The organism is Polaribacter pectinis, from assembly GCF_014352875.1.
Taxonomy (GTDB): Bacteria; Bacteroidota; Bacteroidia; order Flavobacteriales; family Flavobacteriaceae; genus Polaribacter; species Polaribacter pectinis.
In genome coordinates this window covers 217501-233568 of the sequence record NZ_CP060695.1, presented here as the reverse complement: position 1 = coordinate 233568, position 16068 = coordinate 217501, and the positions used below count along the sequence as shown (strand labels likewise).

At 31.9% G+C, this 16068-nt stretch carries 11 protein-coding genes (1 of these 11 only partly in view); 7 read left to right on the top strand and 4 right to left on the bottom strand.

What is annotated here, in order from left to right:
• Positions 1-103 precede the first annotated feature (103 nt).
• The 3 genes from nhaD to H9W90_RS01125 form a co-directional block, all read right to left on the bottom strand.
• Positions 104-1513 carry a sodium:proton antiporter NhaD gene (nhaD, locus tag H9W90_RS01135; RefSeq protein WP_187482656.1) on the bottom strand — a complete coding sequence of 470 codons (1410 nt, stop codon included), beginning with the start codon at positions 1511-1513 and terminating at the stop codon, positions 104-106.
• 14 nt (positions 1514-1527) lie between these two features.
• Complete coding sequence (locus H9W90_RS01130) at positions 1528-2760, bottom strand: Glu/Leu/Phe/Val dehydrogenase dimerization domain-containing protein (protein ID WP_187482655.1); 1233 nt, start codon at positions 2758-2760, stop codon at positions 1528-1530.
• Between the two features lie 180 nt (positions 2761-2940).
• Complete coding sequence (locus tag H9W90_RS01125) at positions 2941-3999, bottom strand: anhydro-N-acetylmuramic acid kinase (RefSeq protein WP_187482654.1); 1059 nt, start codon at positions 3997-3999, stop codon at positions 2941-2943.
• Positions 4000-4089: 90 nt separating this feature from the next.
• Between H9W90_RS01125 and H9W90_RS01120 the strand changes: the two genes are divergently transcribed.
• Positions 4090-5232: an acyl-CoA dehydrogenase gene (locus H9W90_RS01120; RefSeq protein WP_187482653.1), complete on the top strand. Its 1143-nt coding sequence runs from the start codon at positions 4090-4092 to the stop codon at positions 5230-5232.
• Between the two features lie 163 nt (positions 5233-5395).
• Here H9W90_RS01120 and H9W90_RS01115 read toward each other — a convergent pair whose 3' ends face one another.
• On the bottom strand, positions 5396-6178 hold the full coding sequence (locus tag H9W90_RS01115; RefSeq protein ID WP_187482652.1) for a tRNA pseudouridine synthase A: 783 nt from the start codon (positions 6176-6178) through the stop codon (positions 5396-5398).
• Positions 6179-6445: 267 nt separating this feature from the next.
• Between H9W90_RS01115 and H9W90_RS01110 the strand changes: the two genes are divergently transcribed.
• The 6 genes from H9W90_RS01110 to H9W90_RS01085 all read left to right on the top strand — a co-directional run.
• Positions 6446-7426, top strand: coding sequence for an outer membrane beta-barrel protein (locus tag H9W90_RS01110; protein WP_187482651.1), 981 nt, complete (start codon positions 6446-6448; stop codon positions 7424-7426).
• Between the two features lie 27 nt (positions 7427-7453).
• Positions 7454-7792, top strand: a complete 339-nt coding sequence (locus H9W90_RS01105) for a P-II family nitrogen regulator (protein ID WP_187482650.1) — start codon at positions 7454-7456, stop codon at positions 7790-7792.
• 19 nt (positions 7793-7811) lie between these two features.
• Entirely contained in the window at positions 7812-9053 is a 1242-nt protein-coding gene (locus H9W90_RS01100; protein ID WP_187482649.1) for an ammonium transporter, read from the top strand.
• Positions 9054-9267: 214 nt separating this feature from the next.
• A complete protein-coding gene (gltB, locus tag H9W90_RS01095; RefSeq protein WP_187482648.1) occupies positions 9268-13779 on the top strand; it encodes a glutamate synthase large subunit in 4512 nt (1503 codons plus the stop codon).
• A 4-nt stretch (positions 13780-13783) separates the two neighbouring features.
• Positions 13784-15247 (top strand): glutamate synthase subunit beta, encoded by a 1464-nt coding sequence (locus H9W90_RS01090; protein WP_187482647.1) that lies wholly within the window; start codon positions 13784-13786, stop codon positions 15245-15247.
• Positions 15248-15481: 234 nt separating this feature from the next.
• Positions 15482-16068, top strand: the 5' portion of a protein-coding gene (locus tag H9W90_RS01085) for a DNA topoisomerase IB (protein WP_187482646.1). It continues 397 nt past the right edge of the window; 587 of the gene's 984 nt are visible here — the first part of the coding sequence; its start codon is at positions 15482-15484; the stop codon falls past the right edge of the window.

The window sequence follows — 16068 nt, the reverse complement described above, 5'->3', positions numbered from 1 at the left end:
TCTTTTTTAAAATTGTTTCATTTTACGAATCAATTTATATCACATAAAAAATGTCATTTCAAAAGAAAGATGAAATGACATTTTTAAATTTATTTTTATCTAATTAAAATAGTGTTCTTGTAATCATAAACGTTGCAGAACCAACAACAAAACCGATTAAAGCCAGCCAAGATATTTTTTTGAAATACCAGAAGAAATCTATTTTTTCCATTCCCATTGCTACAACACCAGCAGCAGAACCAATAATTAACATAGAACCTCCTGTTCCAGCAGAAAATGCAATAAAATGCCATAATTCGTTGTCAATTGGTTCAGAAAACATTCCTAAACTCGCTGCAACTAAAGGCACATTATCTATTACAGCAGAACCAACTCCTAATAACATAACTACTAAATCTGATACTCCAGCAGTTCCTGCAGTATGCATTTCTGTACCCATCATTGGTATTGTTTCTTGTAAAGTAGATGCAAAATTGAATAAAATTCCTAATGATTCTAATGCAGCAACTGCCATTAAAATTCCCAAGAAGAATAAAATACTTGGCATTTCAATTTTAGATAATGATGCATGTACAGGACTGTGATGTGCTCCCAAAGCATGCTCTTCTGCTTCTTCTCCTTCTACACTTGAAATTGAGAATTTAGAGTTACTATAAATCTCTGCAAATGTTGCTACAACTGCTAAAGATAACATCATACCAACATAAGGTGGTAAATGTGTAATTGTTTTAAATATTGGTACAAAAACAATAGCTCCTAAACCTAAATATAACATTCTTCCACTATGTGGACTTTTTGGCTTATCTGCCTCTTCTTCAAAATCTATTTCTCCTTTAAAAGCTGGTAAGAAAGAAGCAATAAATGCTGGAACTATCATACATAATAAAGAAGGTAGTAATAAATACTCTATCAATTTTAAAGTAGTTACTTTTTTACCAATCCAAAGCATTGTTGTAGTAACGTCTCCAATTGGCGACCAAGCTCCACCTGCGTTTGCGGCGATAATAATTAAACCTGCAAACCAGATTCTTTCGTCTCTATTTTTAACAATTTTCTGAAGTATAGAAATTAATACAATTGTTGCTGTTAAATTATCTATAATTGCTGATAAAATAAAAGCCAAGATTGAAAAAATCCATAAGATTTTTGTCTTCTTTTTTGTTTTTATAAAGCTTTTAATGGTTGAAAAACCATCGAAATAATCAATAATTTCTACAATTGTCATTGCTCCTAATAAGAACACTAATATCTCTGCAGTTTTCCCAAGATGATGCAATAAAGTTTCTTCAACTAAATGCAATTTATCATCATGAACCATACTGCCAAAACCTTCTACTAAAGCATGTTTACTGGAATCGAACCAAGTTGTAAAATTATCTACACCAAGTGCAACCAAAGCCCAACAAACAGCCATCATAATTAAGGCCGGTATTAACTTATCTAATTTTATGTTGTGCTCTAATGTAATGGCTAAATACCCCATTACGAATACGATTATAATTATTGATTCCATACTTTTAATTTAGTTTATATTAATTGTTTTAATGCTATTTCGAATGCTGTTGAGCATATATTTGTTTTTGATGCACTTTTGGCGAATGTCTTTTGCAGGGCTTTTTTAATGATATTCGATGTATCATCAAAAATTGCTTTGTCTTGCATTGGTAATGTCACTCTTGCTTCCATTAAATATGCAAAAACCCTGGCAATTCCACAGTTGGATATAAAATCTGGTAACAAACTTAAATGACTATCTGTATATTCCATAATTGGCCCAAAGAAAATTTCTTTATCTGCAAAAGGCACATTTGCTCCTGGAGAAATTACTTCCAATCCAGTATCTATCATTTGTTGCACCTGATTTTGAGAAACCAATCTTGAAGCTGCAGCAGGAACAAAAATTTCTGCGGGCAAACTCCAAATCTTCTCATTTATTTCTTCAAAAGGAATCATATTTTTTGTTGACAACTGATTTCCATCTTTCGATAAAAACAATTCTGTCATCTCATTTTTAGTGAAACCTTTCTCATTAATTACTCCACCTTGTCTATCTATTATTCCAACAACTTTTGCGCCTAACTGCGTTAAATAATAAGCTGCTGCAGAACCTACATTTCCAAAACCTTGTACAATTGCACGTTTTCCTTCTATTCTACCACCATAAATATCATAATAATGTTTTACAGCTTCTGCCACTCCATAACCAGTTAACATATCTGCAACTGTATATTTTCTCGATAAATCTGGCGAATATTGTTTGTCTTCAATTACTTTAATAACTCCTAAACGTAATTGACCAATTCTATTAATTTTATCTGCTTCTGTTGGTTTAAAATGCCCATTAAAAATTCCTTCTTGCGGATGCCAAACACCACAATCTTCAGTAATTGGAATTACATCTTTATCTGCATCTACATTCAAGTCTCCTCCAGTTCCATAATAATGTTTTAAAAGCGGAGTAACAGCTTTGTACCAACGTTCTAAAACACCTCTTTTTCTTGGATCGTTTGGATCGAAATTAATACCCGATTTTGCACCACCAATTGCTGGCCCAGAAACTGTAAATTTCACTTCCATTGTTTTAGCCAAAGACATTACTTCGTTTTGGTCTAAACCTTTTCTCATTCTTGTTCCACCACCTGCAGCACCACCTCTTAATGAGTTTATAACCGTCCAACCTTCTGCATCCGTTTCTTGGTCTTTCCAATGAAAAACGATTTCTGGTTGTTTATTTTCGTATCTTTTTAATAATTCTTTCATTTTTAAATTTTGATGTTTTCAACTTAATTTCAATAATACTTTTTCAGCAATTTTCTACTTAATTTTAATATTAGAGAAGTTAAAGTTGATTCATTTTAAAAATTTATTTTGATTATTACTATACTACTACTTACAAACTTAATGTAAAAAAATGATTTTATAAATTTTTTAAACTAAAAACTATGGTGTAAAAATTACACCTGATGAATGATCTTTTTCAGCTCCAGTTACCGACTTTAAACAATTAACCTGATTATCAATCTTTAACAATCCCAAAAAAGCAAAAATTAAAGCTTCTTTAAAGTTGATTATTTGTTTTGAAGGCACAATTAATTCTGCCTTTTTCATTTGTTTTATTTTTGATATTAAATATTCATTAAAAGCGCCACCTCCAGTAACCAAAACTTTAGCATCTTTTGTAATCACTTTTGTGATAGCCCAAGCAATGTGATCTGTAAATGTTCTTAATAAATCTTCTGGTTTTCTTGTGGATGATTCTAATCTTGGAAAAATTTCTTTTTGAACCCATTCCAACCCTAAAGATTTTGGTGGTTTTTCTTTGTAAAATTCCAACATTCTTAAATCTGCTTCTAATTGCATTAAAAAAGTTCCATTAGAAGCTATTTTTCCTTTATCATCATAGTCAAAACCTAATTGTTGTGCGTATTTATTCAACACAATATTAACAGGACAAATATCGAAAGCAATTCTTTTATCATCTTGTTTGTAAGAGATATTTGCAAATCCTCCAAGGTTTAAGCAATAATCATATTCAGAAAACAATAACTCATCTCCTATAGGGACTAATGGCGCTCCTTGTCCACCTAATTTAACATCTTGTGTTCTAAAATCGTAAACTACTTTTTGTTTTGTAATTTTTGAAATTTCTTTACCAGAACCAACCTGTAATGTGATTCCTTTTTCTGGTTGATGCAAAATTGTATGCCCATGAGAAGCAATAAAATCTATATTTTCAATTTTAAAATTAGAAATGAAATTATTTATAATTCCACCTAAATACTTTCCGTAAACAATATCTAAATCTTCTAATTCTTTTTCTGAAGAATGTATTGCATTTTGCAAAAATTGCTTCCATTCTAACGAATATGGAATTGTTGTAGCATGTAAAATCTCAAAATCGCTGTAATTATCCTTTTCAAACTTCACATAGACTAAATCCACTCCATCCAATGACGTTCCAGACATTACTCCTATTGAAAAAACCTCTTTTTTATTCATATCTGTAAAAATAATAAAAGTCTATTGAAAATATGTTACGAAATCGATATCTTTACACTCTTAAATTACGAATATAACAATATATATACAATGGATTTTAGTTTAACAGAAGAACATATAATGATTCGCGATGCTGCAAGAGATTTTGCACAAACAGAATTATTACCAGGAGTTATTGAAAGAGATAACAAGCAAGAATTTCCACAAGAATTAGTTAAAAAAATGGGAGATTTAGGCTTTTTAGGAATTATGGTAGATCCAAAATACGGAGGAAGTGGAATGGATGCCATTTCTTATGTATTAATTATGGAAGAACTTTCTAAAATTGATGCTTCTGCTTCAGTAATTGTTTCTGTAAACAATTCATTGGTTTGTTACGGATTAGAAGCTTACGCTTCCGAAGAACAAAAACAAAAATATTTAACAAAATTAGCAACAGGAGAATTTGTAGGTGCATTTTGTTTAAGTGAACCAGAAGCTGGTTCAGACGCTACTTCGCAAGCAACAACTGCAGAAGACAAAGGCGACCATTATGTAATTAACGGAACAAAAAACTGGATTACAAGTGGCGGAAGAGCAGATGTTTATTTAGTAATTGCGCAAACAGATAGAGCAAAAGGACACAGAGGAATTAATGCTTTTATTGTAGAAAAAGGAACAGAAGGTTTTCACGTTGGTCCTAAAGAAGACAAATTAGGAATTCGTGGTTCAGACACACACACTTTACAATTTAACGATGTAAAGGTGCCTAAAGAAAATAGAATTGGCGAAGATGGATTTGGTTTTAAATTCGCAATGAAAACACTTTCTGGTGGTAGAATTGGTATTGCAGCACAAGCTTTAGGAATCGCTGCTGGAGGTTATGAGTTGGCTTTAAAATATTCGAAAGAACGTAAAGCCTTTGGTACAGAAATTTGTAATCATCAAGCAATTGCTTTTAAATTGGCAGACATGTACACAGAAATTGAAGCTGCAAGAATGCTGGTAATGAAAGCTGCCTGGGACAAAGACCAAGGTAATAATTACGACATGTCTTCTGCTATGGCAAAATTATACGCATCTAAAGTTGCCATGGAACAAACTGTAGAAGCTGTTCAAATTCATGGTGGAAATGGTTTCGTAAAAGAATATCATGTAGAACGTCTAATGCGAGATGCAAAAATTACACAGATTTATGAAGGAACATCAGAGATTCAAAAAATCGTAATTTCGAGAGGCGTTATCAAAGGATAAACTACTCATTATATATAAGATATAAAAATCCATCTTTTTAAAAGGTGGATTTTTCTTTTGGGCGCAACCTTTCAGGTCAGGCTTTTCGCACTCGCTTTTTTTGTGAAATACAAAAAAGAGCTCAAACAATTGCTACAATCCTTTGCGCAGGCTTGTCTATTAGCTAATCTTCTAATTGGATGTCAAATAATTGCAAACCAGAAGAAGGTGCAATATTTCGCATAAACATTCTATCATTATCTTCTTTTAAAGAAGCTTCAATAAAGTTTAAATCGAAATTTCCTTTTCCGACTTCAAAAAAAGTAGCCATCATTAAACGAATCTGATATCTTAAAAACCCTTTTCCCTTTACTTTTAAAACATAACTTTTTTCAGGAAAGAAATTAGCCGTTAAAATATCATTTTTTACAATTTCGCAAGAATCAATCGTTCTTTTAAGAATTGTGTTTTCTGATGGTTTTGTGCAATATTTATGAAAATAATGCTCTCCCTCAAAGAATTTTGCAGCTCTTTGCATGGTTTCAATATCTAAATCTTCTTCTAAAGAAACCATAAAAGGCGCAGAAAAAGGGTGACTTTTCTCACCAAAAGCAAAGTAATAATGATACTCCTTTACTTTAGGAACATTAATAATATTGTATTTTCTTTCAACCTTATTAATAGAAAGCGCTCTAAAATCAGCAGAAAAGTTTGAGTTTAAAGAACTTAAAAATTCATCTTCTTCAAATTCATCAACTGTAAAAAGCTGTAAATAATAACAATTTGCAGATACTTTTGCATCTGTTCTACCAACCCCTATTGTTTTATAAGTTCCTTTTTCAATTACAAAAGAAATGGTTTTATCAACCATATCATGCAAAGTCTTCGCATTTGTCTGTTTTTGCCAACCAGAAAATCTAAATCCAAGAAACTGAAGCTTAATAATGTAAGAAAATGGGTATTTCATCCTTCAAAAATACAACAAAATGAACTTTTTTTTCGAAAAGTACATTTTTATCAATATCATAAAATTACACAACATAATTTCTCAAACCTTATAATTTTGACACCTCAAAAATTCAAAAATGAAGTATTATTATTTTTACCCCCTATTTTTTGAGGGTACAATATAAAAATAGTTGATTTTAAAAAACACACCCCCTTGTTTATTTAATTTTAATATCTACATTTGACCCGTTCAACAAAAAAAAACATAACTAAAAGAACGATTATTATGAAGAAAATTATTTTTACTTTATTATTAGCAAGTAGTTTAATAATAACTGGACAGGAAAAAGAAGACAAAGGAACTTTTACTTTAAGTGGAAGCGTAGACACTTATTATTCAAGTAATTTATCAAAAAACTCATTAGGTTCAGTAGGAATCTTATCTGATGTACCTGCTAACGGGTTTGGTTTAGGTATGGCGAATACTGTTTTTACTTATGAAAAAGGAAAAGCAGGAGTTGTTGCTGATTTAGCTTACGGACCAAGAGCAAATGCAGCAAATGCATATGCTGGAGCAATTAATCAACTATATGCTTATTATAAGGCATCAGAAAAAGTTACTTTAACTTTAGGTCAGTTTAATACTTTTTATGGGTATGAAGTGATTTCTCCAACAGGAAACTTTAACTATTCTGTTTCTTACTTATTTAATGCAGGGCCTTTTTCTCACACTGGTTTAAAGGTAGACTATGCAGCTTCTGAAGATTTATCTTTTATGTTAGCTGTTACAAATCCTCATGGAATCACAGCAGGATCTAACCCGACTACAGATTATCAATTAGGTTTTCAAGCAGGTTACAAAGGTCAATACTTTAACCTTGCATACGGTGCAGATGGTTTTGGTTTTACAGATGTATTATATTTAGATTATACAGGTGGCTTTGACTTAACTGATAATTTTTATTTAGGAATAAATGCTGCTTATGCAAACTCAAGTGACGCAGATGCAGGTTACCAAGGTATAGCATTATACTTGCAAAATGCATTTTCAGAAACTTTCTCTTTAGGATTAAGACCTGAATTTTTCACAACAACTTCTGGAGCAGGAGATGCTAGTCAATCTGCATACACACTTTCTGCTAACAAAACATTAACTGAAAGCCTAAAAATAATTGCAGAAGTAAGATATGACACTTCTAAAGACGTAACTTTCTTTGGAAAAGACAATGTAACTGGAGCAACTTTAGCTGCTGTTTACTCTTTCTAATAATTTAACTAACTAATATTTATCAAAATGAAAAAAATAGAAGCAATTATCAGAAAATCAAAATTTAGTGCAGTAAGAGATGCATTACATGAAGTAGGTGTTAATTTCTTTTCTTATTGGGACGTAACTGGTTTAGGTAACGAACAAGAAGGACATGTTTACAGAGGTGTAAGCTACAGCACAAGCGACATTCAAAGAAGACATATAGCAATTGTTGTAAATGATAATTTCGAGAAAATTACCATTAATACAATAATAACTGCTGCTTCTACAGGTGAAGTTGGAGATGGTAAAATTTTTGTAAGCGACATTAATGAAGCATACAGAATTAGAACCGGAGAAAAAGGAGGAGAAACTTTAAACTAAACTATTACAAAATTTTATTATGGAATTACTTACAATAAATAACGTATGGATGATGATCTGTACAGCACTGGTTTTCTTTATGCATTTAGGTTTTGCATTTTTAGAAATCGGTTTAACGAGACAAAAAAATACAATCAATATTTTATTTAAGAACATCTTTATTATAACTGTTGGTTTATTACTATACGCATTAGTTGGTTTCAACTTAATGTACCCAGCTTGGGGAGCAAATTCAGCTGGATATTTAGGAGATTTCGTATTCGGACTTTCTTCTCCATTAAATGCTGATGGAGCTTTAGATTTAGCTTATAATGAAGGTTATACATTTTGGACAGATTTCTTATTCCAAGGAATGTTTGCTGCAACCGCTGCAACAATTGTTTCTGGAGCAGTTGCTGAAAGAATGAAAATTGGACCTTTTATGATTTTCACAGTACTTTATGTAGGATTCGTTTACCCAATTGCAGGTTCTTGGAAATGGGGTGGAGGATTTTTAGATCAATTATCAACTCCTTTTTACGATTTTGCAGGTTCAACATTAGTACACTCTGTTGGTGGATGGGCAGCTTTAGTTGCTATTTGTTTACTAGGTTCTAGAATCGGGAAATTCAAAAACGGAAAAATACAAGCAATACCTGGACACAATATTCCATTAGCAACTGCTGGAGTTTTAATCCTTTGGTTAGGTTGGTTTGGTTTTAATGGTGGTTCAGTTTTATCTGCAGACCCAACATTAACTTCTTTAACTTTAGTTACAACATGTTTAGCTGCTGCAGCTGGTGGAGTTGTTGCTGCATTGGTATCTACAATTATGTATAAAAATTTAGACTTAACAATGTTCTTAAACGGAATATTAGGTGGTTTAGTTGGTATTACTGCTGGTGCAGATCAAATGTCACCAACAGATGCAATCTTAATTGGAGGAATTGCTGGGGCATTAATTGTATTTGCAGTTAGCTTAATAGATAAATTAAAATTAGATGATCCAGTTGGTGCAATAGCTGTTCATTTAATCTGTGGAATTTGGGGAACTTTAGCCATTGGAATTTTCGGAAACTTGGCAAGTGGTGCACAATTTTTAAGCCAATTAATTGGTGTTGCATCTTACGCAGTTTTCTGTTTAGCAACTTCATTTATTATCATATTTACATTAAAGAAAACAATGGGAATACGTGTTAGTGAAAAAGAAGAATTAGAAGGATTAGATGCTCATGAACATGGTATGGATGCTTATCCAGACTTCCGTTTAAACGAACATTAATCAATAATATAACACTTATTTTACCTGCAAATCTTTACTGATTTGCAGGTTTTCCTGATTATTATCATTTTCTCAAAATAAAAAGGTTTAATTGCTATAACTGAATTATTTATAGCAAAATATTATTTTCATCATAAAAATTATATTAAAAGCACATAAACAGTACGTTTTTCCTAATAAAAAATATAAATTAGCGGATATAATTCAATATAATATGGAGAAACAAGGCTTATATTTACCAGAGTTTGAACACGAAAATTGCGGTGCAGGATTTATCTGTAATTTAAATGGAGAGAAGACAAATCAGATAATTCACGATGCTTTAGAGATTTTAGTGAAATTAGAACATAGAGGTGGTGTTAGTTCAGATGGAAAAACAGGAGATGGGGCTGGTTTATTGATAGATATTCCACACAAATATTTTCAAAGAGTTTGTGATTTTTCACTTCCTGAACAAAGAGAATATGCTGTTGGAATGGTTTTCTTGCCTAAAGCAAAGAATCAATATATATTTTGTAAATCTACGTTTGAAAACGAAATAAAAGCACAGGGACTTTCTATTTTAGGATGGAGAGATGTTCCTGTAGATTCTACTCAATTAGGACCAATCGCTTTGGCTTCCGAACCAAATATCGAGCAAATTTTTGTTGCTAAAAGTGAAGACGAAGATGAAGCTACTTTTAAAGCAAAATTATATGCTGCTCGTAAAATAGCAGAACATAAAATAAGACAATCTAAAACTTCTGAATGCGGTTATTTTTACGTTTCAAGTTTATCGATAACAACCATTATATATAAAGGTATTATTATGCCTGAAGATATTGGACCTTATTATAAAGATCTTCAAGAATTAGATTTAGTAACTCGTTTAGCGTTAGTTCACCAACGTTTTTCAACCAATACAATGCCAACTTGGGAATTGGCACAACCATTTAGACACATGTGTCAGAATGGAGAAATTAATACTTTACGTGGAAACGTAAGTAGAATGCGTGTGCGTGAAGAAATCATGAAAAGTGATGTTTTTGGCCCTCAAATCGAAGAATTATTCCCAATTATTTTACCAGGAAAATCAGATTCTGCTTCAATGGATATGGTGGTAGAATTATTAACACACACAGGTCGTTCATTACCAGAAATTATGATGATGATGATTCCTGAAGCTTGGGAAAAACATAAAACTATGTCTAAGGAGCGTAAAGCTTTTTACGAATACAACAGTTGTATTATGGAACCTTGGGATGGTCCTGCTTCTGTTCCTTTTACAGATGGAGATTACATTGGTGCTTTATTAGATAGAAATGGTTTAAGACCCTCAAGATATACCGTTACAAAAAGCGGAAAGTTAATTATGTCATCTGAAATTGGTGTGGTTGATATCGCTCCAGAAGACGTAAAAAAACACGGTAGATTAGAGCCAGGAAAAATGTTCTTGGTAGATATGAACGAGGGTAGAATTATAGAAGATGAAGAAATAAAAGCAAAAATTGTTTTAGAAAGACCTTATCAAGAATGGTTAGATAAAACGCGTTTGCATTTAAAAGATGTTCCTTATACTGGCGATACTTGCCCAATTGAAACGATTGATATTAAAACTCGTCAGCGTTTATTTAATTACACATTTGAAGATATTCAAGAAGTAATTACACCAATGGCACAAGTTGGTAAAGAAGCTTTAGGTTCTATGGGAATTGATACTCCTTTGGCAGTTTTATCTGACAGGCCTCAATTAATTTCAAACTATTTTAAACAACTATTTGCGCAAGTTACAAACCCACCTTTAGATGGAATTCGTGAGGAAATTGTAACAGATATTAGTTTAAATTTAGGAAAAGATAGAAATATTTTCAGCATTACAGAAAGACAGTGTAGAAAATTAAATATTAAAAACCCTGTTATTTCTAATGCCGATTTAGAAAAAATTAGAAGTATAGATATTGAAAGCTTTAAAGCAACAACAATCAATATTTTATATCCAAAAGCGCAAGGTTTAAATGGTTTAGAAGATGCTTTAGACAACATTATTATTCAGGTTGAAAAAGCAATTCAAAACAAAAATAATATCATCATCCTTTCAGACAGAGGTGTAAATCAAGAATTTGCTCCAATTCCTGCTTTGTTAGCGTGTTCTTTTGTAAATCATCAATTAAATCGTTTAAGAAAACGTTCTTTCTTCGATATTATTATTGAATCTGCAGAACCACGTGAACCACATCATTTTGCTACTTTATTTGGTTATGGCGCAAGTGCTATCAACCCATATATGGTAAACGAAATTATTAGAGCGCAAGTAAAAGAAGGTTTTATTGTTGATATGAATGAGCAACAAGCTGTCGATAATTTCAACAAAGCAATTGGAAAAGGAATCTTAAAAGTGATGAACAAAATCGGAATCTCAACTTTACATTCTTATAGAGGTTCTCAAATTTTCGAAATTGTTGGTTTTAATTCTCAATTTGTAGAAAAATATTTCCCATATACAGCTTCAAGAATAGAAGGTATTGGTTTATATGAAATTGAAAAAGAAATAGACCAACGTTATAAACAAGCATACCCAAATAATCAAATTGATAAAAATTTAAGTTTAAATATTGGTGGGGATTATAGATGGAGAAGAAATGGCGAACGTCATTTATTCAACCCAACTACGGTTGCAAAATTACAACAAGCAGTTCGTTTAAGCGACCAAGCAAGTTACGATGTATATGCAAAAACCATAAACGAACAAGCGGAAAGTTTAATGACAATTCGTGGTTTATTTCAGTTTGATAATTTAGATCCAATTCCTTTAGACGAAGTAGAACCTTGGACAGAAATTGTAAAACGTTTTAAAACTGGTGCCATGTCTTATGGATCAATTTCCAGAGAAGCACACGAAAATTTAGCGATTGCAATGAACAGAATTGGTGGAAAATCTAATTCTGGTGAAGGTGGTGAAGATAGAAAACGTTTCCAAAAAGATATAAATGGTGATAGTAGAAATTCTGCAATTAAACAAGTTGCTTCAGGTAGATTTGGAGTTACTTCTCACTATTTAACAAACGCGAGAGAAATTCAAATTAAAATGGCACAAGGTGCAAAACCTGGTGAAGGTGGTCAATTACCTGGCTACAAAGTTTTACCTTGGATTGCAAATGCGAGAAATTCAACGCCTTTTGTTGGATTGATTTCCCCTCCTCCACATCACGATATTTATTCAATTGAAGATTTAGCACAATTAATCTACGATTTAAAAAATGCAAATCGTGAAGCAAGAATTAATGTAAAATTAGTTTCTGAAGTTGGTGTTGGAACAATTGCAGCAGGTGTTGCAAAAGCAAAAGCAGATGTTGTTCTAATTGCTGGTTATGATGGTGGAACAGGAGCTTCTCCTTTAACATCATTAAAACACGCAGGTTTACCTTGGGAACTTGGTTTATCTGAAGCACAGCAAACTTTAGTAATGAATAACTTAAGAAGTAGAATTGTTGTTGAATGTGATGGACAGTTGAAAACAGGTAGAGATGTTGCAATTGCAGCGTTATTAGGTGCAGAAGAATTTGGTTTTGCAACAGCTCCTTTAGTGGCTTCTGGTTGTATTATGATGCGTAAATGTCATTTAAATACATGTCCAGTTGGTATCGCAACTCAAGATAAAGAATTGCGTAAAAACTTTAAAGGAACTCCAGAACATGTAATTAATTTCTTCTATTATATTGCTGAAGAATTAAGAAAAATAATGGCAGAACTTGGTTTCAGAACGTTAGCTGAAATGGTTGGTCAGACGCATAAAATAAATGCAAATAAAGCGATTAAGCATTATAAAGCAAAAGGTTTAGATTTATCGAGTATTTTACATAGACCAGTTGGTTATAATCATCTTCCTGTAAGAAATACAGAACAACAAGATCATAATTTAGAAGACGTATTAGACTTTACTATTTTAAAAGATTCACACAGAGCTTTGTATAGGAAAGAAAAAATGAATCTTTCTTATCCTATAAAAAATACAGACAGAACTGTTGGAGCAATTGTTAGTAATGAAATTTCTAAAATTTATGGTCATTTAGGTTTGCCTGAAGATACATTGAATATCAATTTTACAGGTTCTGCTGGACAAAGTTTCGGAGCTTTTGGTGCACATGGATTGACATTTATTTTAGATGGAAATACAAATGATTATTTAGGAAAAGGTTTATCAGGAGCTAAATTAATCATCAAAAAACCAGCAAAAGCAGATTTTATTGCGGAAAACAATATCATTATTGGTAATGTTTGTTTGTTTGGTGCTGTTGATGGTGAAGCATATATAAATGGAATTGCAGGAGAACGTTTTGCAGTCCGTAATTCTGGAGCAAGAACAGTTGTTGAAGGTGTAGGAGATCACTGTTGTGAATATATGACTGGTGGAAAAGTAATTGTTTTAGGAAAAACAGGAAGAAATTTCGCAGCTGGTATGAGTGGTGGAATTGCCTATGTATATGATCCAGAAAACAAATTTGTAAACGGTCTTTGTAATACTGAAACCATCGAATTTGAAGAAATTTCAGATATGGATGCATTAGATTTAAAGACAACAATAGAAAAACACGTTTTATATACAGATAGTAAAAAAGGTGCTTCTTTATTAGCAGATTGGGATGCAAGTTTAAAAAACTTTGTAAAAGTAATGCCAACAGAATACAAAAAAGCATTAGAACGTTTAGAAACAGAAGAACCAATGTTCGAAGAATTAACAAAAGCATAATGTCATGGGAAAAATAACAGGATTTAAAGAGTTTGAAAGACAAGATGAAAAATACACTTCTGTAAAAGATCGTGTAAAAAATTATAAAGAGTTTACAGTTCCTCTTTCAGAGAAAGAATTGACAAAACAAGGTTCACGTTGTATGGATTGTGGAATTCCATTTTGTCACAGTGGTTGTCCATTAGGAAATCTAATTCCAGATTTCAATCACATGGTTCATCAAGGTGAATGGAAAAAAGCGTCCTGGATATTACATTCAACAAACAATTTTCCAGAATTTACAGGTCGTTTATGTCCTGCTCCATGTGAACAATCATGTGTTTTAGGTATTATAGAAGACCCTGTTTCTATTGAAAATATCGAAAAAAATATTGTAGAACGTGCTTTTAAAGAAGGTTGGATTAAACCACAACCTCCAAAATCAAGAACAGGAAAAACTATTGCTGTTGTTGGTTCTGGACCAGCAGGTTTAGCAGCAGCACAACAATTAAATAGAGCTGGTCATACAGTTACTGTTTTCGAAAGAGATGATGAAGTTGGTGGTTTGCTACGTTATGGAATTCCGAATTTTAAAATGGAAAAAGGAATTATCGATAGAAGAATTGCCATTTTAGAAGCAGAAGGAATTATTTTTAAAACCAATGTAAATGTTGGTGTTAATTATAAAGTTGAAGATTTGAAAAGTTTCGATGCTGTAGTTTTATGTGGAGGAGCAACTGAAAGAAGAAGTTTACCAACTCCAGGAATTGATGCAGATGGTGTTGTACAAGCAATGGATTTCTTAACACAACAAACAAAAGTATTATTTGGTAAAGAAGTGAAAGACCAAGTAATGGCTACTGATAAAAATGTAATTGTAATTGGTGGTGGAGATACAGGATCAGATTGTATTGGTACTTCAAATAGACATGGAGCAAAATCTGTGGTTAATTTTGAAATTATGCCAAAACCTCCAGGGCATCGTTCGCCAACAACTCCTTGGCCTTTTTGGCCTTTACAATTAAAGACTTCATCTTCTCATAAAGAAGGTGCAGAACGTAATTGGTTGATTAATACAAAGGAATTTGTAAAAGATGAAAATGGAAAGTTAACTGCTTTAAAAACAGTAAATGTTGAATGGAAAATGGTTCCAGGACAAAGACCTCAATTGATAGAAATTGAAGGGACAGAAAAAACTTGGCCATGTGATTTAGCGTTACTTGCTCTTGGTTTTACAGGTCCAGAAAGTACTTTAGCAGATAAGTTAGGTATCAACAAAGACGCTCGTTCAAATTACAAAACTGAATACGGAAAATATCAAACAAATGTTCCCAATATTTTTGCTGCTGGTGATATGAGAAGAGGACAATCTTTAATTGTTTGGGCAATTTCTGAAGGAAGAGAAGCTGCAAGACAAGTAGATATCTATTTAATGGGAAAATCAGAATTACCATCAAAAGATGTTTCTGGTGATTTGGTTGCGATGTAATTTTAATATTAGATTTTTAAAATATAGAACTGTTTGTAATTCATTTTACAAACAGTTTTTTTATTTCTACCATTCAATTTTCTCATTCTTAAAAAGAATCCTACGAACAAATTCACTTATGACTGAGACAAACTTTCAATAAAAAAAATACATTCTTAAACAATTTCATTTGAGTTAATAATATTTCTAAATGGATTTTCATTTTTTCATAATTTAGTAATTACAAAAAAAAAGATGTATTACAGAAAAAAACATGGAAAAGGTTTTACTTATGTTGATGATCAAAATCAAACCGTAAGAGACAAAAAATTAAGAAATTGGTTTAAATCTTTAGTAATTCCTCCTGCTTGGACAAATGTTGAAATTACCTCTAAAAAAAGTGCCAAAGTATTAGTTACAGGAAGAGATGATAAGGAAAGAAAACAATACATCTATAATACTAAATATAGGGAAAAACGTGATAAACAAAAATTTGATAGAATTCTAAATTTTGCAGATCAATTAGAACACATGAGACGTGTAACAGGCCAGCATCTTAGAAAACAAAAGCCGAGTAAAGAAAAAGTGTTAGCTTGTATGGTTCGTTTATTAGAAGCCGCTTACTTTAGACCTGGAAGCGACTATTATGCAAAAGAAAATGAAACGTATGGACTCACCACAATGAGAAGTAAACACTTAACAATTGATGGAGAAGAATTAATATTCAATTACACTGGTAAATCAGGAAAAAAACAAGAACGACATATTATTGATAAAAAATTAGCAAAAACAGTAAAAGAAATCGATGAATTACCTGGCTATGAAATTTTTAAATTTATTGA

Coding starts and splice junctions, on each gene's coding strand:
- H9W90_RS01100 (WP_187482649.1), top strand. CDS start 7,812: ATGGAATTACTTACAATAAATAACGTATGGATGATGATCTGTACAGCA.
- nhaD (WP_187482656.1), bottom strand. CDS start 1,513: ATGGAATCAATAATTATAATCGTATTCGTAATGGGGTATTTAGCCATT.
- gltB (WP_187482648.1), top strand. CDS start 9,268: ATGGAGAAACAAGGCTTATATTTACCAGAGTTTGAACACGAAAATTGC.
- H9W90_RS01110 (WP_187482651.1), top strand. CDS start 6,446: ATGAAGAAAATTATTTTTACTTTATTATTAGCAAGTAGTTTAATAATA.
- H9W90_RS01120 (WP_187482653.1), top strand. CDS start 4,090: ATGGATTTTAGTTTAACAGAAGAACATATAATGATTCGCGATGCTGCA.
- H9W90_RS01125 (WP_187482654.1), bottom strand. CDS start 3,999: ATGAATAAAAAAGAGGTTTTTTCAATAGGAGTAATGTCTGGAACGTCA.
- H9W90_RS01105 (WP_187482650.1), top strand. CDS start 7,454: ATGAAAAAAATAGAAGCAATTATCAGAAAATCAAAATTTAGTGCAGTA.
- H9W90_RS01090 (WP_187482647.1), top strand. CDS start 13,784: ATGGGAAAAATAACAGGATTTAAAGAGTTTGAAAGACAAGATGAAAAA.
- H9W90_RS01115 (WP_187482652.1), bottom strand. CDS start 6,178: ATGAAATACCCATTTTCTTACATTATTAAGCTTCAGTTTCTTGGATTT.
- H9W90_RS01130 (WP_187482655.1), bottom strand. CDS start 2,760: ATGAAAGAATTATTAAAAAGATACGAAAATAAACAACCAGAAATCGTT.